General features: G+C 68.5%; 16 protein-coding genes. 2 read left to right on the top strand and 14 right to left on the bottom strand.

The window, feature by feature from the left end:
• Window positions 1-19: 19 nt before the first annotated feature.
• Both AC07PF_RS26095 and AC07PF_RS26090 read right to left on the bottom strand, forming a co-directional pair.
• Window positions 20-1,036, bottom strand: a complete 1,017-nt coding sequence (locus AC07PF_RS26095) for an aldo/keto reductase (protein WP_494613808.1) — start codon at window positions 1,034-1,036, stop codon at window positions 20-22.
• A 25-nt stretch (window positions 1,037-1,061) separates the two neighbouring features.
• Complete coding sequence (locus AC07PF_RS26090; RefSeq protein WP_494613807.1) at window positions 1,062-2,156, bottom strand: alkene reductase; 1,095 nt, start codon at window positions 2,154-2,156, stop codon at window positions 1,062-1,064.
• 123 nt (window positions 2,157-2,279) lie between these two features.
• Here AC07PF_RS26090 and AC07PF_RS26085 point away from each other — a divergent pair, with 123 nt between their 5' ends.
• Window positions 2,280-3,275 carry a LysR family transcriptional regulator gene (locus AC07PF_RS26085; RefSeq protein ID WP_494613806.1) on the top strand — a complete coding sequence of 332 codons (996 nt, stop codon included), beginning with the start codon at window positions 2,280-2,282 and terminating at the stop codon, window positions 3,273-3,275.
• Between the two features lie 36 nt (window positions 3,276-3,311).
• Here the strand turns inward: AC07PF_RS26085 and AC07PF_RS26080 are convergent, their stop codons facing one another.
• The 12 genes from AC07PF_RS26080 to AC07PF_RS26025 all read right to left on the bottom strand — a co-directional run bounded on the left by AC07PF_RS26080 (window position 3,312) and on the right by AC07PF_RS26025 (window position 14,644).
• On the bottom strand, window positions 3,312-3,686 hold the full coding sequence (locus AC07PF_RS26080; RefSeq protein WP_494613805.1) for a hypothetical protein: 375 nt from the start codon (window positions 3,684-3,686) through the stop codon (window positions 3,312-3,314).
• Between the two features lie 242 nt (window positions 3,687-3,928).
• Window positions 3,929-4,348 (bottom strand): GFA family protein, encoded by a 420-nt coding sequence (locus AC07PF_RS26075; RefSeq protein WP_494613804.1) that lies wholly within the window; start codon window positions 4,346-4,348, stop codon window positions 3,929-3,931.
• 21 nt (window positions 4,349-4,369) lie between these two features.
• Entirely contained in the window at window positions 4,370-5,533 is a 1,164-nt protein-coding gene (locus tag AC07PF_RS26070; RefSeq protein WP_494613803.1) for a diguanylate cyclase domain-containing protein, read from the bottom strand.
• Between the two features lie 301 nt (window positions 5,534-5,834).
• Window positions 5,835-6,266, bottom strand: a complete 432-nt coding sequence (locus AC07PF_RS26065) for an energy transducer TonB (RefSeq protein WP_494609598.1) — start codon at window positions 6,264-6,266, stop codon at window positions 5,835-5,837.
• A gap of 141 nt (window positions 6,267-6,407) precedes the next feature.
• Window positions 6,408-8,285 carry a M14 family metallopeptidase gene (locus AC07PF_RS26060; RefSeq protein ID WP_494613802.1) on the bottom strand — a complete coding sequence of 626 codons (1,878 nt, stop codon included), beginning with the start codon at window positions 8,283-8,285 and terminating at the stop codon, window positions 6,408-6,410.
• Between the two features lie 171 nt (window positions 8,286-8,456).
• Window positions 8,457-9,008, bottom strand: a complete 552-nt coding sequence (locus tag AC07PF_RS26055; protein ID WP_494613801.1) for a DUF4124 domain-containing protein — start codon at window positions 9,006-9,008, stop codon at window positions 8,457-8,459.
• 370 nt (window positions 9,009-9,378) lie between these two features.
• Window positions 9,379-10,449 (bottom strand): endonuclease/exonuclease/phosphatase family protein, encoded by a 1,071-nt coding sequence (locus tag AC07PF_RS26050; RefSeq protein ID WP_494613800.1) that lies wholly within the window; start codon window positions 10,447-10,449, stop codon window positions 9,379-9,381.
• A gap of 71 nt (window positions 10,450-10,520) precedes the next feature.
• Window positions 10,521-11,912: a DUF2142 domain-containing protein gene (locus tag AC07PF_RS26045; protein ID WP_494613799.1), complete on the bottom strand. Its 1,392-nt coding sequence runs from the start codon at window positions 11,910-11,912 to the stop codon at window positions 10,521-10,523.
• Between the two features lie 481 nt (window positions 11,913-12,393).
• Entirely contained in the window at window positions 12,394-12,717 is a 324-nt protein-coding gene (locus AC07PF_RS26040) for a hypothetical protein (RefSeq protein WP_007851890.1), read from the bottom strand.
• 37 nt (window positions 12,718-12,754) lie between these two features.
• Window positions 12,755-13,147, bottom strand: coding sequence for a hypothetical protein (locus AC07PF_RS26035; RefSeq protein ID WP_146187953.1), 393 nt, complete (start codon window positions 13,145-13,147; stop codon window positions 12,755-12,757).
• A 59-nt stretch (window positions 13,148-13,206) separates the two neighbouring features.
• Complete coding sequence (locus tag AC07PF_RS26030) at window positions 13,207-13,662, bottom strand: hypothetical protein (RefSeq protein ID WP_494613798.1); 456 nt, start codon at window positions 13,660-13,662, stop codon at window positions 13,207-13,209.
• 28 nt (window positions 13,663-13,690) lie between these two features.
• On the bottom strand, window positions 13,691-14,644 hold the full coding sequence (locus AC07PF_RS26025) for an alpha/beta fold hydrolase (RefSeq protein ID WP_494613797.1): 954 nt from the start codon (window positions 14,642-14,644) through the stop codon (window positions 13,691-13,693).
• A gap of 233 nt (window positions 14,645-14,877) precedes the next feature.
• Between AC07PF_RS26025 and AC07PF_RS26020 the strand changes: the two genes are divergently transcribed.
• Window positions 14,878-22,014, top strand: coding sequence for a HAMP domain-containing protein (locus AC07PF_RS26020; RefSeq protein WP_494613796.1), 7,137 nt, complete (start codon window positions 14,878-14,880; stop codon window positions 22,012-22,014).
• Window positions 22,015-22,018: the final 4 nt, after the last annotated feature.

The raw sequence follows: 22,018 nt of genomic DNA, 5'->3' as shown, positions 1-22,018 counted from the left end.
CCCCCGCTGCGCTGCCGCCTCAGCCGATCAGCGGCAGCGGCGCCTCGGGGTGCACCAGCCCCGCAGCCCGCAGCTCGCGCCAGAAATCCGCCGGCACGGCCAGTTGCAGCGCGGCGTGGTCCTCGGCAAGGCGCTCGGGTCGGCTGGCGCCCGGGATCACCGCTGCCACCGCCGGATGGGCCAGGGCGAATTGCAGGCCCGCGGCCTTCATCGATACGCCATGCCGGTCTGCAATCGCCTTGATGGCAGCCACCTTGGCCAGGATGGCGGGCGTGGCCGGGGCGTACTCAAAATTGGGCCCGCCGACCAGCGCGCCCGAGCTGTAGGGGCCACCGACGACGATGGACAGGCCGCGCTCTGCCACCTTGGGCATCACGCGCTGCAGCGCGCGGCTGTGGTCCAGCAGCGTGTAGCGGCCCGCCAGCAAAAAGCCGTCCGGGCGCGGACCCTGCAGGTCCAGCAGCAGCTCGATGGGCTCGACCCGGTTCACGCCCAGGCCCCAGGCCTTGATGACGCCCTCATCGCGCAAGCGGTCCAGGGCCTTGAAGGCGCCCTTGCGTGCGGTCTCGAACACGCTGAGCCACTCGTCGCCATAGAAGTCCTGCGCCACGTCGTGCACCCAGGCAATGTCGATGTGGTCGGTCTTCAGGCGCTTGAGGCTGTCCTCGATGGAGCGCAGGGTCGCGTCTTCCGAGTAGTCATTGACGATGCGGTTCGGCCGCCCGTGCTTGAACACCTCTCCCTTCTCGCCCAGGTCACGCGCGGCGATATCCTCCACCTCATCGAGCACCAGGCGGCCGACCTTGGTGCTGATGACGTAGTCGCTGCGCGGGCGGTTGGACAGTGCCTCGCCCATGCGGATTTCGGCCAGGCCGGCGCCGTAGAACGGCGCGTTGTCGAAGTAGCGGATGCCATCGTTCCAGGCCGCATCCACCGTGGCGCGGGCCTCGGCCTCGGGGATGGCGCGGAACATATTGCCCAGCGGGGCGGTGCCAAAGCCCAGGGGGCCAGGCAGAAGGTTCTTGAGTACGGTCATGGTGTCTCTCCTGGGAATGGCAGGCTCACGCTGCCTGCGCTGTGGTGAATTCGGTATAGCCTTCAGCCCCGCCGCCAAAATAGCCCGCTGCCGGCACATTGAACAGTGGCAGCCGGTGCTGCAGCCGCTCCACCAGGTCGGGGTTGCCGATGAAGTCGCGGCCAAAGGCCACCATGTCGGCGTGGCCCGAGTCCGTGGCGGCAACGGCGCGCTGGCGGTCGTAGCCGTTGTTGGCGATGTAGGCACCTCCGAAAGCGGCGCGCAGTGTCTGGTTGTCGAAGCGGGTGGTGCCGTCCTCGGCATGCATCTGGCCTTCCACCACGTGCAGGTAGGCCAGGCCCATGGCGCCCAGGCGCTGGGCCAGCCAGGCATGCGTTTCCATGGGCGTGCTGTCCAGGGGGGTATCGCCGATGGCGGTGGACAGCGGCGACAGGCGCAGGCCCACGCGGTCCGCACCCCACACGCCGGCCACGGCCTCGACCACCTCCAGCGTGAGGCGGGCCCGGTTCTCGATGGAGCCGCCGTAACGGTCCTCGCGGCGGTTGGTGCTGTCGCGCAGGAACTGCTCGAGCAGGTAGCCGTTGGCGGCATGCACCTCCACCCCGTCGAAGCCTGCGGCATGGGCGCGCAGCGCGGCCTGGCGGTAGTCCTCGACGATGGCGGCGATCTCGGGCAATTCCAGCGCGCGCGGCGTGCTGGGCGCCTCGAAGCCGGCTTCGGTGAACACGTTACCGCCCGCCTGCAGGGCCGAGGGCGCCACGGGAGCGGCGCCGTTCTCCTGCAGGCTGGTGTGCGACATGCGGCCCACGTGCCACAGCTGCAGCACGATGCGGCCACCGGCCGCGTGCACAGCGTTGGTCACCTGCTTCCATCCCGTGACCTGGGCATCGGTGTAGATGCCGGGTGTGAAGGCGTAGCCGCGTGCCTGGCGCGAGATGTTGGTGGCCTCGGCGATCAGCAGGCCGGCGGATGCACGCTCGGCGTAGTAGCGCGCTGCCAGGGCCGATGGCACGCCGTCCGTGCCGGCGCGCGAGCGCGTCAGCGGGGCCATGGCGATGCGGTTCTTGACGTCGATGGCACCCAGGCGGGTGGGGGTGAACAGGGTTTCGGTGGCGGTCATTGTGGTTCCTTGCAGTAACAGTGGATGAAGACAAAGGGCTTGCACAGGACGAAGGATGCGCGCCGGAGTTAAATTCATCCAATTTATTTGCTGGATTCCAGATATGCGTATAAAAGCATATCTATGCGCTACGATCTCAACCTGCTCCCCGTCTTCCTGACCCTGATGGAAGAGCGCAGCGTGACCCGCGCCGCCGAGCGCCTGGGCACCACGCAGCCCGCGCTGTCCAACGCGCTCACGCGGCTGCGCACGCTGCTTCAGGACCCGTTGTTCATCCGCGAGCGCTACGGCATGCAGCCCACCGAGCGGGCCCTGGCGCTGGCGCCGCAGATCGCGCAGGCCCTGGGCGTGCTGGACGGCATCGTGCTGGGCCAGCAGGCCTTCGACCCCGCCAGCGCCGACCAGCTGGTGACCATTGCCGCCAACAGCTACATGGAGTTCGCGCTGCTGCCGGCCATCGTCGCGCGGCTGCGCGCGCAGGCCCCAGGCATCCGCTTGCGCCTGGTCCCGTTCGGCACCGACCTGGCCGAGACCGGCGTGGTCTCGGGCACCACGGCCCTGGTGCTGGGCCGCATCGTGGACCCGCCGGACAACCTCATCGTGCAGCACCTGGGCGACGATGGCCTGGCCTGCGTGGTGCGCGCCGACCATCCGCAGGTCGGCGGCAGCCGCCTCACGAAAAAGCTCTACGAGCAGCTGCGCCACGTCAACGTGCTGCCACCGGGCCGGCTGCGCGCCGGCCTGTTCCAGGCGCTGGAGCGCCAGGGCCTGCAGCGCGACGTGGCCGTTTCGGTCACGCACTTCCTGGCCATACCGGAGATGGTGGCCATGACGGATTACTGCACCACGCTGCCGCGGCTGATATGCCGGCGCCTGGCGCACGATGCGCGGCTCAGGGTGCTGCCGGCACCCGTGGACCTGGGTACCTTTCCGCTGCACATGGGCTGGCACGTGCGCTACCGCGACGACCCCGCGCACCGTTGGCTGCGCACCCTGGTCGCGCAGGTGGCACAGGAGCTGGTGGGGGAAGGGGGGCCGGCTGGCGACCAGCCTGATGCGGCGGGTGCCGCGGCAAAGCCATCCGCGCCAGTGGCAGCGCGCCGGCGCCCCCGGCGCTGAATGTTCGCGCGGCCTCGCGAGGCCGCGAACCGGCTTTTACTGCGACATGCGCTTGGACAAGAACCGCATCGCAAACGGCAACAGGATCCCCAGCGTGATCATGATGAAGCGCACCAGCGGCGGCTGGTTGCCCATGGCCCAGTGGCCGAACCAGGCGACGATGAAGACGGTGTACGCATAGGTGCGCAGCACCTGCATCACATCGAGCGGCACCTCCTCGATGAACTCGTAGTTGGTGGTGCGCTTGAGAAAGGGCACGCCCTCGCTGCCCAGGTCGCGCAGCCGCACACTGCCCAGGGGAAAGATGGGCGCCACGATCTGGAACCACTTGGTGGTGACGAACGAGTCGTCCTGCTCGAACTTGCACTTACCCAGGTAGGATGTGCCTATGCCGTTGTAGGTATCAGGCATGGTGCACTCCTGGCTGTACGGCCCCGCTGCAATGCTGGCCGCAACCGGCCATGGCGCCTCGCGTCTTCATTGGTTTCCCCTTGTTGGATTTGATTTTGGATACCGCATTGCGCGGCTGCCGAATCAGCCAGGGTCTGCGGTGGCGGGATGGTGCCATGGGACGCGGGGGACCATCAACCCGGGGCGACAGGCGGAGCGTTGCCGGGAGCCAACGGCGCCGCGGCGGGCCGCCCAAAGGGCGTCTAGCTCTCTCGGGCTGCGCCGCCCTCATGCCATGCAGGCACCGCATCCCCATGGATGCTGCGCAGCGCCTTCTTCGGCACGAACGGCGTATCCAGCGTGCCCAGCGAGAACGACATCCATGCCGCCGCATCGCCATGCGCGCTGTGCCAGGTGAGCGGCGAGCCGCACTCGGGGCAGAAGCTGCGCGTGACGCCGGGGGATGAGTCGCGGCGCTTCACCAGGTCTGCGCCGCGCGTGAAGGCAAAGCTGCCCACCGGCACATTGCCATAGGACCCGAAGGCTGCGCCATGCGCCTTTTGGCACATGCCGCAGTGGCAGTGCGATGGCGCCTTGATCTCGGCGCGGGCTTCGTAGCGGATGGCACCGCACAGGCAACTGCCCTGGTACAGCGGTGCGGTGGGGGTGTCTTCGTCGGCCATGGCGCGATTCTGCACCGTCCGCTATGCCCCCGCAGCGCCCGCCGCGTGGATCTGGTAGCCGTTCTTGCCCGAGCGCTTGATCTGGTACATGGCGCTGTCCGCGTACTCCAGGAGCTTGCCCAGCGTGTCGCCGTGCGCCGGGTACAGGCTGATCCCGATGCTGGCGCCCAGGGCAAAATTGCGCTCCTCCACGGTGATGGGCCGGATCAGTTCCGCAAGCAGCTTGCTGGCGATGTCGCCGGCCTGCTCGCCGCGTTCCAGCTGGGTGCAGATCACCACGAACTCGTCGCCGCCGATGCGCGCGCAGATGTCCGTGCTGCGGGTGCTCTTCTTGAGCCGACCGGCCACGGTGCGCAGCACCTCGTCACCCACGTGGTGGCCTGCGAGGTCGTTGATGGGCTTGAAGTTGTCCAGGTCGATGAAGATCACCGCGGCCGACTGGTGGGGCCGGTTGGCCAGCACCAGGGCCTTCTCGAACAGGGTGTTCATGTAGCGCTGGTTGTTCAGGCCGGTCAGCGGGTCCTGGAAGGCCATGTCCAGCGCGCTGGCCTCGGCCTGCACCAGGCGGCGCTGAAAATCCATCAGCACCGCCGCCAGCAGCGACAGGTACTGCGCCAGCACCAGCACCGTGCCCAGCAGAAAGCCCTGCACGCGCCAGCCCGGCAGGGCCTGGAAGATCACGAACGCGGACATCCAGTGCACCACCAGGGCCGCGCTCACCACCGCCGTCAGCAGCATCAGGTGGTGGGGCACCTCCTTGCGCTGCCGCAAGGCGGTCCAGGCCACAAAGCTGAGAAAACCCGCGTTGAACGCCGCCAGGCCGAAGCTGCGGGCCACCGGATCCACCTCCGACAGCCAGGCCAGCAGCACCCAGCATTCGGCAACCAGCAAGGCCCCCCAGAACCAGCGGTGGCGCACCTTGAGGCCCAGGAACTCGACCAGCCCGATGGCCAGCAGCGCCTTCTCCACCACCACCAGCGCGGCATAGACGAACACGGCCACGGCCAGGTCGGTGCCGCTCAGCAGCACGGAGTAGGCCAGGCGCGCCGCCAGGGCAAACGACATCGCAGCCGCCCACCAACGCGGCCCGGCCCGGGTTCTGGGGACCCTGCCCATCCACAGGAACAGGAGGGCAAAGACAAAGTAGATGGTGCAGCCGATGGTATGGACTATTTCGCTGGGCATGACGGCGCTCCATGGGCAGCGTGGTCATCGGCTTTCGCTCCCATGGCCACGCTGTGACTGCGCGTGGCCGATGGGCTGTTGTCGCCCCCAGCCCCGCTGCTCCCGCACAGTATGGGCGCACCCCGTGGGTGGCATGCCCCGGGTCAATCCCCTTGCAATCCGGGACGTTTTGTAACAACTCCCGGCCACTGCAGGGCCCTCAGGCCCGTGCCGGGCAAGAAGATGTTTCGCGCTGGGGTGGCCTGTCCCATGTGCCGGGCAGCGCTGCCGGATTGCAGACCCTTCGCCGGGCTGCTCAGGGCTATCGGGGGTGGCTTGTGTCCTCTGCCTGGCACCACGGTAGCCAGGTCGACGGGCATGGCAGTGCCATGGGGCTGTCGATGGCAAAGCGGATGGGAATCCGGGCCCAGGAGGCGCGTGCCACCCCGTCCATCCTGGCGGGGGTGAACTGGAACTGCTGGACCGATTGCAGGGCTGCCGCATCCAGTACCGGGTGCCCCGAACTCCTGTAGACCGTCACGCGACTGGCTGTGCCCGCGGCACTGATGTGCACGCTGAGCACGGCCGTGCCCTGCATGCCGGCGCGCAGGGCCTCGGGGGGATAGTCCGGCTTCTTCATGGCCGCATACCTGGCGGGTTCCTTGCGCAGAGGTGCCAGTGCGGGTTGCACCACACCGTACGACACCAGGGCCAGAAGCGGCCAGAGCCTGGCCGCCCTTGGAAACTTCGGCATCCGCAGAGTCATGGCCATCCCGTTCAGGGTTGCGTGGGGCCGCAGGTTGCGGCCGGTGGTGGCGTCCAGCGCCGCCAGGGCAAAGCCCGTGCCCTCGTGGGGCGGGGCCCCGGGTCCTCGCTTGTGTGCCGAAGGCCCTGGTCAATCCGTCTCGTCGAACACCAGCGACGGCGTGGACATCACGCGCACCGTTTGCGACAGGTCTTCCACCAGGCGGTTGGCAAAGTAGCTGTTCTGCGTGTCGGGCTCCAGCGCGGCCACGGCCAGGTGGGCCAGGGGCTGGTTCAGGGGCACGTAGTAGCTGCCGGCGGGCACGTCGATGGCGGCGCGCACCGGGGCCACCTGCACGCGCAGGATGTCGGCGCTGTCGCTGATGGTGCCCAGCACGTCGCGGCGCTCCGAGGTTTCGCGTGCCGTCTCGCGGTAGGTGTCGGCCAGCAGCGAACCGCCTTCGCCGATACGCAGCACCTGCAGGCCCAGCAGCTTCAGGCGCTCCACCACGGGAGCGGCCTGGCTGGCCACCCAGTAGCCGCAGGGGCGGGCGCGCGACTTCAGGGTGCGCAGGCTCAGCGAGGAATTCCAGTCCACGCGCACAGGGCGGTCCACGCCGGTCTCGGGGTCGATGAAGACCACCTCGCGCTGCGTGGGCGTGGGCCCGGCTTCGATGACCACGTTGTCGCGGCAGGCCTTGGCCGAGATGTCGCGCACCACAAAGCTGCGCACCTGCTCCAGGTTGGCGGCGCGCTCGGCCGTGGAGCGCAGCGCGCTGGTGATGGCCGTGACCTGGGTGTGCACGCGGCGCTGGATGTGCAGCGTACCGATGCCCACGCCGCGTGTCTCGACCAGCAGGCTCACGGTGTTTTTCAGGCCGTGTACGTTGCGGCCGGTGTCGGGCTGCGTGCCGCCCATCGACAGGGTGCGGTCGTCCGCGCCCGTGGCATTGGTGTAGTACCACTCGCTGGACAGGCCCTGCGCCTTGAGCGCAGCCACCATGGGCTGGTGGTACCACTCCTGCGAGGCCTTGGTCAGGAACTCGGGGTAGTTGGCCGTGGTGGTGTACTGCAGCAGCGCGTCGTAGCGCTGCACGGCGTTGAACTTTTCCTTGTAGCGGCCGGCCACGGTGTACTCGTGCGCGTCCACCACCAGGATCGGGCGGTAGTCGCGCACCAGGCGCGCGATGGCCTGGGCCTCGGGCGTCTTGAGCAGCAGGTGGTCACGGTTCATGTCGATGCCGTTGGCTGTGGCACGCGTGTCGGCCTGCGCGCCATCGGGGTTGGCGCGCGGCACGACGATCACGTTGATGCGTTCGAGCAGCGGCTCCAGCAGGCCCTGGCCCAGCTCGCGGGCGATGACCAGCAGCGCCTCGGCGCCGGCCGGCTCATTGCCGTGCTGCTGGCCGATGAGCACCACCGTAGGGCGCTTGCCGGCGTCCACGCTGGCCGGGTCGTCCCCCTGGGCGCGCGTGAGCAGCAGGCCCAGCAGCGGCTCGCCGCGTTGCGAGGTGCCCAGGCGCAGCACGCTGGCGCGCGAGGGGCTGCCCGCGGCGCCCTGGGCCACGGACTGCAGCCACTGCTCCAGCTCGGCATTGGTGGTGAAGGCGCGGCGGTCGGGCGCCAGGCCCGGCGTGCTGTAGCGCACCTGGGGCTCGGGGAAGCGGGCCATCACGGCCGGCCCATAGGGCGGGGTGGCCAGGGGCTCGTTGCGGGCCACCACCGGTGCCGTGGGCGGCAGCGGGGCGGCGATGACGCCCGTGGCGGCAGGTTGGGCGGCGGGTGCCTGCTGGGCCGCGCCCAGCGGCGCCGGCACCACCTTGCCCGGCTGTGCGCGCGGCACCGGGGCCGGGGCATTGGGTCGCGGCGCGGGGGCGCCTGGCGAGTTCCAGGGTGGCAGCGGCGTGCTGGTGCAGGCCGCCAGCAGCACGGCCACCAGGGCGGCCGCCGCCGTACGGACCGGCCAGCGGCTGGCGCGGGCGTCGGGTTGCTGGGGCGGTGTGAAGGTATGGGCTCTGGGCATGGTCATGTTGGTCTCGTCGCCCGCACGCAATCCGGGGCTTGGTCCGGCATCTTACTGGGGGGCTGGTTACGACTTGTGTCAGCCGGCACGCCGTGTTGCAAAGCCTGCGCTGGCGCGGCCTGTGGCAGCGCGATGCCCCTGGTGGCGCAGGGACTTCAGGCGCTGATCAGGCGCAGATCAGTTGCACAGCGTCTGGGCGCCCACGCGTGCGCAGCGCTTTCCGGTAGCGGGATCGACGAAGTCCGGCCCGCTCTTCATGTGCACGCCGCCCTTGTTGTCGTGGCAGAGGCCGGCATCGCAGTAGATGAGGACCACGGGCGCGGACGCCGTCGCGGCAGGTGCCTTGCCGGCCACGGGCGGCGCGGGCGCACCAGCCGCCGGATCGGTGCCGCAGGCGGCCGCCACCCGTGTCTCCTGGGCCTGCACGCGGATGCGCTTTTCTTCGGGCGGCAGGGTGCGCAGGCCGGCGAGCTGGGCCAGCTCTTCCCTGGCCGTGCGGCAGGGGGCGGAGTTGGCCGTGCCGGCGCCTTGGGCCCGGTTGCGCGCCTGCTCCCAGGCGACTTCCCGCACGGTGGGGTCGGGCAGTATCACCCCGCCGGTCTGGCTGCGGGTGCATGGCTGGTCGCTGTAGACCATCTTGCCATCGGGCTGCTTGCAGCGGTGTACCTGCGCGCCGGCGGACAGGGCGGCGAGGCCCAGGCAGGCAAGGGCGAGGGTTCTCCAACGCATCTGTCTTTTCCTCGAATTTTCCGGAAGGAATATAGGGCATGTCATCATTCATTTCACCCCCGCGAAAGCCTGCAGCGCGGTGCAGTGCAAGGCGCCCTGAGTGCCGTGTAGCTCGGCTACACAAGCGAAGGGCAACGCCGCAATGTGCCGCGCTGCAGGCTTTCCCTTCGGGCTGGCCCCGGCATGCGGCGTCTGCTTTGTCGCTCGGCTTGCCCATAGTCCACTATGGGCTGCGCCGCGCTTCGCGCATCCATCCGCATGCCGGGGCCAGCGCGGGGGTGAAATGAATGATGACATGCCCTGGCACCGGCAAGCGCCGCCGTGGGCAGGCAAATGGGTGATGCCGCGCCCGCTGGTGGCGGGTGTGCTTTCAGCCCACCGGCTGCGGGGCTGCAGGCGCCGGCTGGGCCTGCTGCGGCCCCATCTGCAGCCTGAGCAGCGCGCGCACGAAACCGTGGTCCGAGCGCGTGCGGTCGCGGCCCTCGTGCAGGTGGTCGTTGAAGTAGTCCACGCGGCGCACGTCGCCCAGGCTGTTGCGCCCGCGGGGCAGGAACTCCTCGCTCACCAGGATCTGGTCCAGCACCGAAGGCGAGCCCTGGTGGATGTGGGAGAAGGCCACGTCCTTCTTGAGCGCCATCTCGCCCTGCAGGTCGTAGGCGTTGAACAGCGCCACGTCGCGGGCCGAGCGGTCGTAGGCGATCTCGGTGGTGGCGCAGATCAGCTGCGTGGTCACGCTGTCGGGCGTGTCGTTGAAGTCGCCCATCACCACCAGCGGCACGCTGGTGCGCTGCAGCAGGTCGATCACCAGGCAGCGCAGGGCCATGGCCTCGGCGCCGCGCATCACCAGCGAGCGCAGCGAGGCCAGGGCGCCCACCTTGCGGTCGTCCTTGTCCTCCAGCGCATGGCCATTGGCGTCCTGCAGGAACTTGGGGCGCTTGGACTTGAGGTGCGCCGTGAGCACGTTCACTCGCTGCCCGTGCTTCATGCGCAGCGTGGCCACCAGGGGCGGGCGCTCGAAGCGCGTGTGCAGGCCCAGCCCCGGCACATCGACCTGGAAGGCCGGCGGAAACTGGGCGAACGACTGCAGCGCCTCCACCTTCAGCCGCGTGGCCAGGCCCACGCGCGGCGTGCCCTGGGCGCCCTGGCGCGTGGCGTCGTTTTCGGCACCGGGCACCGCCACGAAGTCGTAGCGCAGCCCGCTGTGCGCGATGGCCGCTTTCAGGGCCGCCTCGTCCCACACCTCCTGCACGGCCAGCACGTCGGCGTTGAGCGTGCGAAACCGGTTGCCCAGCCACTCCACCTTGCGCCCGTACTCGGCCTCGGTGTAGGCGTCCTGGTTGGGGTAGAACATGCGGCCTGGGTTGGCCAGGTTGAGCACGTTGCAGGTGGCCACCATCAGCGTGTCCAGGGGTGGGGGCGTGTCTGCAGGGATGGGGCGCATGGCGTGGACGGTGGGGCCGAGGGAGGGGGGAGCACCATCCTAGCGGCTTTGTCCGCATGCCATGTGTCAAGTCAAAAAGCGGGGAGTTGGTAGCGGCTGTACAGGGTGACCCCCAGCACCAGCAGAAAATACCCTGCCATCGCGCCGGTGACCCCGAACTCGGTGGCCTGCTGAACAGGGGTGCGCTCATGCTCCAGCGGCCCGATCGCCAGAGCGAACAGCAGCGCCGGTATGATGAAGTAGCGCCCCTGCAAGCCAGATATGGCGGTAGCCGGGTAATCGTTCCAGGTGACCGACAGCGCAAAGAAGACCAGCAGCGTGCTGGCGACGGCGCAGGCCGTCAGCACGGCGCGCAGCAGGGTGTACTGCCGCTCCTCGCGCTGCGCGTAGGCCGTGGCCAGCAGTGCCAGGGCAGCCAGCACGGCCCAGATGCCGCGGATCGCCGGCTTGGGGATGAAGGCGTCGAGCCAGCCCAGGATGCCGACGAACGAGTCGGCCAGGAAGGTCCCCTTGTCCGGGTCCGCCAGCGTGCTGCCGACCAGGCCCAGGAAATACAGCGGGTCCCCCAGGTAGATCTGCACGATCTGCAGCGTGGTGTGCGAACGCACGACCCGCGCATCCGTCGTGGTCAGCAGTACGAACAGCGTCCAGCCCAGGCTGGCCGCGCACAGCAGCACGAAAGCGCCGAGCCGGGCCCGCGAGAAGCGCTGGCACAGCAGCAACAGCGGGATCGCCAGCAGGGGCAGCAGGTTGGTGCGCGAGGTGACGAGCACGAAGGTGAAGCCCGCGATGGCGGCAAACCGCCAGCGGCAGGGCGGTGCGGTGCTGCCCTTGCTCGGGGCCTGGTACTCCACAATGGTCAGCCCCGCGAGCACCAGCATCATGGCAATGCACAGGCCATCGATGGTCGGCGACAGGATCTGGAAGGCCGACATCGGCATCAGCACCAGGGCGCGCACCAGCAGGTTGGGCGGCAGCAGCTGCCATGCCCAGGCCAGCAGGGCCAGCACCGTGAATGTCACCAGGGCGCGCGTGAAGTCGTAGCTGGCCCGCATCGACCAGTCCAGGTGGCGCGAGATGGCCAGGCCCACGGCGTGCGGCAGGTAGATCAGCGGTATGTAGTAGGCCGAGCCGGCAACGTCCACGAACTGCCTGCTGTTCGCCCAACGGTGCTGCGATGCCTGGTCCATGAGCCAGGCGGCAGAAACATCCTGTCTGTCGGGCCCCGCGATCTTGAGCATCCACTGCGCGAACTGGACCAGGTGCTGGTCTGCATAACCGCCGCTATAACCCTTGGCGTCCGGGGCGGGCTTTTGCAGCAGCAAATGGCCATTGCCGATCATATCGGCACGGAACAGATGAACGACTTCGTCCGGTGATTGAAAGGCGGGAATCAACCGCGCCATTCCAAAGGCCAGAAGAAATGCGAGGCACAGTAATCCGATTTGCAAGGGGAGCCGCATCCCGCCTCGCATCGGCACTGCTGGCTCAGCACGCAGCGGCGCACTTGCCGCGGTACTGCCAGGCCTTGTGGCCAGCGTTGGTGGGTCGGCCCCGAGGGTGGCTTGCATTCGAGTATCTTCCTGCACTGTTGGGTTTATGCTTTTTGTGTTTCGAGAGATCCCGGCAGCGCCTGGAGAGAGTTTGTGCCTTTGAATCGGCCAAGTCCATTCCCGCCTTCATGGCCATGGAAGAAAAAAATCGGGCTGCGGAAATTCAAGGCGATGGATATCCATCGCCGGGCGCGATCAGCAATTGAAAATGGTGGAAACGGCATCCGGACTGGTGTACACCAGAAAATCGAAACGTGAACCATTGTGGCGCGAGCCCGGGTTCACGAGCAGTGATTACCGTCACGTCCCGGTGGCGCTTGGGGCAAGGGCGCCGTCCCATTCTAGCTGCGGCCGGGCAGCGAATGCCCGCGCGCGTTCGTTGTTCAGTCCGTCACTCCGACAGTGCCACGCCGTGCAGCGACTGCTGCGTGACCTTGGCATAGGCCAGCACCGCGATGAGCTTGTGCAGCAGGGTGCGGTCGTCGCTCTCCAGGGGGTGGGCCAGGAGCGGCACCAGGTGCGAGAGCGCCTGCTCGACCTCCTGCGTCGAAAACGTCTGGTCCTCGTAGAGGCCGAAGATGCGGTGCAGGAAGAACGAGTCGGCATGCGCGAGCAGGCGCAGGATCGCCGGCAGCTCATGGTGGTCGATGCTGCCGACATGGTGGGCCGGGTTGCGGATCTGGGGGCCGTTGCCGGCGATGAAGTCGAGTGCCATGGGCTGCTGGGGGGTGTGCGTTGCGCGTTGGAACGGCTCAGGCGACCGCGGCCTTGCCTGCGTGGTAGGTGGCCAGGGCCGAGGCAATGGCAGAGGGCCAGTAGAACAGCGCGATCGCGATGACTGTCGCGACCCAGCCCAGGTAGATGCACCAGAAGTGGCACCGGCCCTTCGAGCTCGCCTGGCGCCAGGTCATTACCGACAGCAGCAGCAACTGGGCCGGCAGCACCGTCAGCAGGATGTAGTGCACCCGCAGCGTCGGCGACACCTCGGAATCGGTGAAGGCGTAGGCCAGGAAGGAGCCTGCGCTTTGCAGGAAGGGCACGCCGGAGGAGGCATCGGGCGAGAGCAGCATGAACCAGACGCCCAGTGGTAGCGCTGCGCTGAAGGCGAACTCCAGGCTGGCAATGCGCAGTTCAGAGAGCTTCATTTTGCGGGCGGGGCGGTTGGGTTCCAACGGTGGGGCAGGCTGGGGTGTGTGCATGCCGGTCAACCTGCAAAAGCCACCGGGGGCGCAGCCGGCGGACGCGGCTGCACCTTGAGCAGCAGCCAGGTCAGCAGCGGCAGCACGCAGAGCCACTTGATGAAGTCCACCGCGGTGGAGGCCAGCATCCGCGGCGGCCAGGAGGGCAGGTAGAAGAACAGCAGCCACAGGTTGGGCAGCACCAGGGCGGCGATGCTGAGCCCGAAGGCCAGCGCCACGGGCCGGCGCAGCGCAGCCAGGCGCAGCGCCAGCGCAAAGGGCAGCGCCGCCGCGAGCACGCCGATGCCCTGCGCCACCTGCAGCCACGTGATCGCGGACAGGGTCCGGGACAGCGGTGGCGTCCACCAGCCGGGCTGCGGCATCCACAGGGCGGTCACGGCCAGCGCCGTGGCAGCGTTGTACGCCAGTGCCGCGGCCACGAAGGCCAGGGCACACAGGAGAGGGGTCTTCCAGCGGTGCATGGTGCTCACTCCCATGGTGGACAAGGATTCAGGCAGCGCAGGCCTGCGCCACGGTGCGCACGGCCCGCTGGTCCAGGACCAGGCCGATATGGCTGGTGCCGGGTACCACGGCCACGGGCACGGGCCGGCCGGCCTGGGCGAACAGGGGGGCATAGCGGTCGGCGTGGAACACCTCGTCGTCCTGCCCGGCCACGATGGACAGCGCCCTGCGGGCCTGGCGGATATCGCCCAGGTAGTTCCCCCGGGGCCGGAAGTTCATCGCCACGGTGTACGAGTAGCTGGGCGTGAGGTGGGGGCGCGAGGCCTCGTCCAGCGCAAAGCGCAGCACCACCAGATGGTTCCACCAGCGGATACCCAGCTGGTTGAGCAGGCGCAGCGCCAGCAGGCGCGGCAGGCCGACCGATGCCCAGCCCCCCACGTCGGGCCGCGCGGTGGGCGCGTTCTGGTGCAGAAAGGGCGCCAGCAGCACATAGCGCTCGAACAGGCCTTGCCGGGCGCTGCCGGCAAAGCGCAGCGCAAAGCCGCCGCCCGCGGAGAAACCCATCAGCGTCTGCGGCCCCGCATGGGGCACTGCGCGCAGAAAATCCTCCAGGTCATCCTCCATCTGCCCCAGGTAGGACGCCTGCCCGCGCGCGCCGGAATCCCCGTGCCCGCGCATGTCCAGGGCCGCGACCTCGTACCCCGCAGCGGCCAGCGCCTGGGCCAGCACATGCATGGAGCGCGCGCGCGACGAGGAGCCATGCACCAGCACCACACGCTGGCGCGGCGCGGCGGGCGATCCCGTCGGCGCATACGCATGCCAGGCCAGCCGCGTGCCATCGCGCGCCGCATAGCGCTGCACCGGGGGCAGGCCGCTGAAGTCCACGCCCTCGAAGGGGCTGTTCACGCTGGCCAGCGGCGCGATGTCCCGCGGCCCGCCCCAGGCGATGGCCGCGGCCAGGCCCGCGAGCGCGGCGATCAGCAGGACGGCGAGGAGGGTCATTGGCAGGCACGGGAAAGTGAGTGTGGGCGCCATTGTGGCGAGATTCCCCGCGCTCGGGCAGCACTCAAATGGGTGATACGCCGGGCGTGCCGGGCCGCTTTGCAGGGCCCGCTTGCTGTCGGTTCTCTCCTACAGCGATAAATTTACAAAGGGCTACACTCATTTCGCGCTCTCGCGGGGGGCAGGTAGGTTGGTTTGTCTCAACGAAATTCTCGAAAGGCGAGTGCAGTTCCATGACGCAGACCGTTGCACCCGAGTCCGTGGACCAGAAACCGCCAGCCCGCGAGCATGCCCTGGGCGCTTCGGCTCCGGACGCGCTGGGCGAGGCGCGATTGCGGCAGATCCTGTCTGCGCTGCTGTCCTTTGCCGAGGGCGACTTCCAGGCACGCCTGCCGGTCGACTGGCCCGGCACGGACGGCCGCATCGCCGAAGCCTTCAACCAGACCATCCGGCAGGCCGCGGGGTTCACCGGCGAGGTCGCCCGCCTGAACGAGACGGTGGGCAAGGAAGGCCGGCTGGCGCAGCGCCTCACGGCGCCCGCGGCGCAGGGCAGCTGGGCGGCGCAGGTCGTCGCCCTCAACACCCTGGTGGACGACCTGGTGCGACCCACCACAGACATCGCGCGCACCATCGGCGCGGTCGCCAAGGGCGACCTCGGGCAGCCCATGGCGCTGCAGGTCGATGGCCGCGCGCTCAAGGGCGAGTTCCACCGCTCGGCCGAGCTCGTCAACACCATGATCGAGCAGCTCTCGGTGTTCACCTCCGAGGTGACGCGCGTGGCGCGCGAGGTCGGCATCGAGGGCAAGCTGGGCGGCCAGGCGCAGGTCAAGGGCGTCTCGGGCGTCTGGAAGGACCTGACCGAGTCGGTCAACCAGATGGCCGGCAACCTCACGGCGCAGGTGCGCAACATCGCCGATGTGACCATTGCCGTGGCCAACGGCGACCTGTCCAAGAAGATCACGGTGGATGTGCGCGGCGAGATCCTGCAGCTCAAGGAGGCGACCAACACCATGGTCGACCAGCTGCGCTCCTTCGCCTCCGAGGTGACGCGCGTGGCGCGCGAGGTCGGCACCGATGGCCGCCTGGGCGGCCAGGCTGTGGTGCCCGGCGTGGCGGGCACCTGGAAGGACCTGACCGACTCGGTCAACTCCATGGCCAACAACCTGACCTCGCAGGTGCGCAACATCGCCACCGTGACCACGGCCGTGGCGCGCGGCGACCTCTCGCGCAAGATCACGGTGGACGTCAAGGGCGAGATCCTGGAGCTCAAGGAGACCATCAACACCATGGTCGACCAGCTCAACGGCTTCTCGTCCGAGGTGACGCGCGTGGCGCGCGAGGTGGGCACCGAAGGCAAGCTCGGCGGCCAGGCCCAGGTGCCCGGCATCGCCGGCACCTGGAAGGACCTGACCGACTCGGTCAACTCCATGGCCAGCAACCTCACGGGCCAGGTGCGCAACATCGCCGGCGTGGCCACCGCCATCGCCAAGGGCGACCTGTCCTCCAAGATCACGGTGGAGGTCAAGGGCGAGATCCTGGCATTGAAGGAAACCATCAACACCATGGTGGACCAGCTCAACGGCTTTGCCAGCGAGGTGACGCGGGTGGCGCGCGAGGTGGGCACCGAAGGCAAGCTCGGCGGCCAGGCCGCCGTGCCCGGCGTGGCGGGCACCTGGAAGGACCTGACCGACAACGTCAACTCCATGGCCAACAACCTCACCGGCCAGGTGCGCAACATCGCCGACGTGACCACCGCTGTGGCGCTCGGCGACCTCTCGCGCAAGATCACCGTGGAAGTCAACGGTGAAATCCTGGAGCTCAAGAACACCATCAACACCATGGTGGACCAGCTCAACGGCTTTGCCAGCGAGGTGACGCGCGTGGCGCGCGAGGTGGGCACCGAGGGCAAGCTCGGCGGCCAGGCCGCCGTGCCCGGCGTGGCCGGTACCTGGAAGGACCTGACCGACAACGTGAACTTCATGGCGTCGAACCTCACGGGCCAGGTGCGCAACATTGCCGAGGTGACTACCGCCGTGGCGCGCGGCGACCTGTCCAAGAAGATCACCGCCGACGTGCGTGGCGAAATCCTGGAGCTCAAGAACACCATCAACACCATGGTCGACCAGCTCAACGGCTTTGCCGGCGAGGTCAGCCGCGTGGCGCGCGAGGTGGGTACCGAAGGGGCGTTGGGCGGCCAGGCCCAGGTGCCCGGCGTGGCAGGCACCTGGAAGGACCTGACCGACAACGTCAACTCCATGGCCAGCAACCTCACCGCGCAGGTGCGCAACATCGCCAACGTGGCGACGGCGGTGGCCAATGGAGACCTGTCCAAGAAGATCACGGTGGACGTGAAGGGCGAGATCCTGGAGCTCAAGAACACCTTGAACACCATGGTCGACCAGCTCAACGGCTTTGCCAGCGAGGTGACGCGCGTGGCGCGCGAGGTGGGTACCGAGGGCAAGCTCGGCGGCCAGGCCCAGGTGCGCGGCGTGGCCGGCACCTGGAAGGACCTGACCGACAACGTCAACTCCATGGCCAACAACCTCACTGGCCAGGTGCGCAACATCGCCGACGTGACCACTGCCGTGGCACGCGGGGATCTGAGCCGCAAGATCACCGTGGAAGTGAACGGCGAAATCCTGGAGCTCAAGAACACCATCAACACCATGGTGGATCAGCTCAACGGCTTTGCCAGCGAGGTGACACGCGTGGCGCGCGAAGTGGGCACGGAGGGCAAGCTCGGCGGCCAGGCCGAGGTGCCCGGCGTGGCCGGCACCTGGAAGGACCTGACCGACAACGTGAACTTCATGGCGTCGAACCTCACCGGCCAGGTGCGCAACATCGCCGACGTGGCCACCGCCATTGCCCGCGGCGACCTCTCGCGCAAGATCACGGTCGAGGTCAAGGGCGAGATCCTGCAGCTCAAGCAGACCATGAACACCATGGTCGACCAGCTCAATGCCTTTGCCGAGGAGGTGAGCCGCGTGGCGCGCGAGGTGGGCACCGAGGGCAAGCTCGGCGGCCAGGCCGCCGTGGAAGGCGTGGCTGGCACCTGGAAGGACCTGACCGACAACGTCAACTCGATGGCATCGAACCTCACGGGCCAGGTGCGCAACATCGCCGAGGTGACGATCGCCGTGGCCAACGGCGACCTGTCCAAGAAGATCACGGTGGACGTGCGCGGCGAGATCCTGGAGCTCAAGGAGACCATCAACACCATGGTCGACCAGCTGCGCAGCTTTGCCGCCGAGGTGAGCCGCGTGGCGCGCGAGGTGGGCACCGACGGCAAGCTCGGCGGCCAGGCCCAGGTGCCGGGCGTGGCGGGCACCTGGAAGGACCTGACCGACAACGTCAACTCCATGGCCAACAACCTCACCGGCCAGGTGCGCAACATCGCCGACGTGGCCACCGCCATCGCCCGGGGCGACCTGGGCCGCAAGATCACCGTGGACGTGAAGGGCGAAATCCTGCAGCTCAAGGAGACCATCAACACCATGGTCGACCAGCTGTCGGCCTTTGCCTCCGAGGTGACGCGCGTGGCGCGCGAGGTGGGCACCGAGGGCAAGCTCGGCGGCCAGGCCACCGTGCCCGGCGTGGCCGGCACCTGGAAGGACCTGACCGACAACGTCAACTCCATGGCCAGCAACCTCACGGGCCAGGTGCGCAACATCGCCGAGGTGACGATCGCCGTGGCCAATGGCGACCTGTCCAAGAAGATCACGGTGGACGTGCGTGGCGAGATCCTGCAGCTCAAGGAGACCATCAACACCATGGTCGAGCAGCTGCGCTCCTTTGCCTCCGAGGTGACGCGCGTGGCGCGCGAGGTGGGCACCGAGGGCCGCCTGGGCGTGCAGGCCGTGGTGCCCGGCGTGGCCGGCACCTGGAAGGACCTGACCGACTCGGTCAACACCATGGGCGCCAACCTCACCAGCCAGGTGCGCAACATCGCCGAGGTGACCACCGCCGTGGCGCGCGGCGACCTGAACCGCAAGATCACCGTGGACGTGAAGGGCGAGATCCTGGAGCTCAAGAACACCATCAACACCATGGTGGACCAGCTCAACGGCTTTGCCTCCGAAGTCACGCGCGTGGCGCGCGAAGTGGGCACCGAGGGCAAGCTCGGCGGCCAGGCCGCGGTGCCCGGCGTGGCCGGCACCTGGAAGGACCTGACCGACAACGTGAACTTCATGGCCAGCAACCTGACCGAGCAGGTGCGCGGCATCGTCAAGGTGGTGACCGCCGTGGCCGACGGCAACCTGAGCCAGCGCCTGACGGTGCAGGCCAAGGGCGAGGTGGCGGCGCTGGCCGACACCATCAACGGCATGACCGACACCCTGGCCACCTTTGCCGACCAGGTGACCAACGTGGCACGCGAGGTGGGCGTGGACGGCCGGCTGGGCGGCCAGGCCAACGTGCCCGGCGCGGCCGGCACCTGGAAGGACCTGACCGGCAACGTCAACCTGCTGGCGGCCAACCTCACCACGCAGGTGCGCGCCATTGCCGAGGTGGCCACTGCGGTGACCAAGGGCGACCTCACGCGCTCCATCCAGGTCGATGCCAAGGGCGAGGTGTCCGAGCTCAAGGACAACATCAACACCATGATCTCCAACCTGCGCGAGACCACCGAGCGCAACCGCGAGCAGGACTGGCTCAAGACCAACCTGGCGCGCTTCACCGGCATGCTGCAGGGCCAGCGCGAGCTCACCACGGTGGGCAAGCTGCTGCTGTCGGAGCTGGCGCCACTGGTCGATGCCCACCAGGGCACGGTCTACCACCTGGACGGCCAGGACGGGGTCGGGGGCGCTCTGGCGCGGCTGTCGGGCTATGCCCAGGTGGGCCAGGCGCGCCTGGCCGAGCGGCTGGCCCTGGGCGAAGGCCTGGTGGGCCAGTGCGCGGTGGAGCAAAAGCGCATCCTGCTGACGGGCGTGTCGCCCGATTTCATCCGCATCGGCTCCAGCCTGGGCGAGGCGCAGCGCGTGAACGTGGTGGTGCTGCCGGTGCTGTTCGAGAACCAGACCAAGGCGGTGATCGAGCTGGCCTCGCTGCACCCCTTCACCGCGGTGAACCTGAACTTCCTGGACCAGCTGGCGCTGAACATCGGGGCGGTGATCAACACCATCGAGGCGACCATGCGCACCGAAGGCCTGCTCACCCAGTCGCAGCAGCTCACCGCCGAGCTGCAGTCGCGCCAGAGCGAGCTGCAGCAGACCAACGAGGAGCTGGGCACCAAGGCGCGCCTGCTGGCCGAGCAGAACGCCGAGGTGGAGCGCAAGAACACCGAGGTCGAGCAGGCGCGCGGGGCGCTGGAAGAAAAGGCCTCGGAGCTGGCGCTGACCTCCAAGTACAAGTCGGAGTTCCTGGCCAACATGTCGCACGAGCTGCGCACGCCGCTCAACTCCATCCTCATCCTGAGCCAGCAGCTGGCCGAGAACGGCGCGCGCAACCTCTCGCCCAAGCAGATCGAGTTCTCGCGCAACATCAACTCCTCGGGCACCGACCTGCTGCACCTGATCAACGACATCCTGGACCTGTCCAAGATCGAATCGGGCACGGTCACGGTGGACGTGGAGGAGATCAGCTTCGCGGCGCTGCGCGACAACATCGACCGCAACTTCCGCCATGTGGCCGAGGCCAAGAACCTGCCGTTCCACATCCGCTTCGAGCGCGACCTGCCGCGCTCCATGGCCAGCGACCCCAAGCGCCTGCAGCAGATCCTGAAGAACCTGCTGTCCAACGCGGTCAAGTTCACGAGCCAGGGCCAGGTCGAGGTGCGCGTGGGCATCGCCAAGGTCGGCTGGACGCCCGAGCACCCGGTGCTGCGCCAGGCGCAGCAGGTGGTGGCCTTCGCGGTGGAGGATACCGGCATCGGCGTGGCGCCCGAGAAGCAGCGGCTCATCTTCGAGGCCTTCCAGCAGGCCGATGCCGGCACCTCGCGCAAGTACGGTGGCACCGGCCTGGGCCTGGCCATCAGCCGCGAGCTGGCGGTGCTGCTGGGCGGCGAGATCCGGCTGACCAGCGTCTTCGGCCAGGGCAGCGTGTTCACCCTGTACCTGCCCCTGGAGCATGTGGACGGCGAGAGCACCGGGCCGCGCGGGCCGGCTGAGCTGGCCGAGCAGGCCCCGAGCCGCGCGCTGGCCACGCTGGGCGGCCTGCGCGAGGAGCAGGTGGCCGACGACCGCGAGGCCATCATCCCGCAGGACCAGGTGCTGCTGATCATCGAGGACGACCCGCACTACGCGCGCATCCTGCTGGGCCTCGCGCGCGAGCACGGCTTCAAGGGCATCGTCGCCAACAAGGGCGCGCTGGGCCTGGCGCTGGCGCGCGAGTACCGGCCGGCGGCCGTGTGCCTGGACATCTTCCTGCCCGACATGCTGGGCTGGACGGTGCTCAACCAGCTCAAGCTCGACCCGGCGCTGCGCCACATCCCGGTGCAGATCATCACCCAGGAGGAGGAGCGCCAGCACGGGCTGTCGCACGGCGCCTTCGCCTACCTGGTCAAGGGCCCCACCACCACCGGCCTGGAGGCGGCGTTCGGTCGCATCAAGGACTTCATCGTGCCGCGCACCAAGCGCCTGCTGGTGGTCGAGGACAACGATATCGAGCGCGCAGCCGTGCTCGAGCTGCTGGGCAACGACGACATCGAGATCGTGCCTGCCCCGAGCGGCGGCGAGGCGCTGCAGGCGCTCCGGGCCGAGCCCTTCGACTGCGTGGTGCTGGACCTGCGCCTGCCCGACATGAGCGGCTTCGAGCTGCTCGAGCAGGTGCGCGCCGAGCCGGCCTGGTCGCAACTGCCGGTGGTGGTGTTCACCGGCAAGGACCTGAGCCGCAGCGAGCAGGAGCGGCTGCAGGCGCTGTCGCGCAGCATCATCCTCAAGGACGTGCAGTCGCCCGAGCGCCTGCTCGACGAGACCGCGCTCTTTTTGCACCGGGTGATCACCGAGCTGCCGCCCGACAAGCAGGCCATGCTCGAGCGCCTGCACAACTCGTCGGACGCGCTGCGCGGGCGCAAGGTGCTGGTGGTGGACGACGATGCGCGCAACATCTTCGCGCTGACCTCGGTGCTGGAGAACCATGCCGTGGAGGTCATCAGTGCCACCAACGGCCGCCAGGCCATCGAGATCATCGACCGCACGCCCGAGCTGTCGATGGTGCTGATGGACATCATGATGCCGGAGATGGACGGCTACGAGACCATGCGCGAGATCCGCAAGGACCGCCGCTTCGGCACGCTGCCCATCCTGGCGCTCACGGCCAAGGCCATGAAGGGCGACCGCGAGAAATGCCTGGAGGCCGGTGCCAGCGACTACATCGCCAAGCCGGTGAACACCAACCAGCTGCTCTCGCTGATGCGCGTATGGCTGCACCGCTGAGCCA

It is taken from the genome of Acidovorax sp. GW821-FHT10A04 (assembly GCF_059415825.1).
Note: the sequence above shows the minus strand (reverse complement) of the source record. Positions and strands in the feature narration are given on the sequence as shown.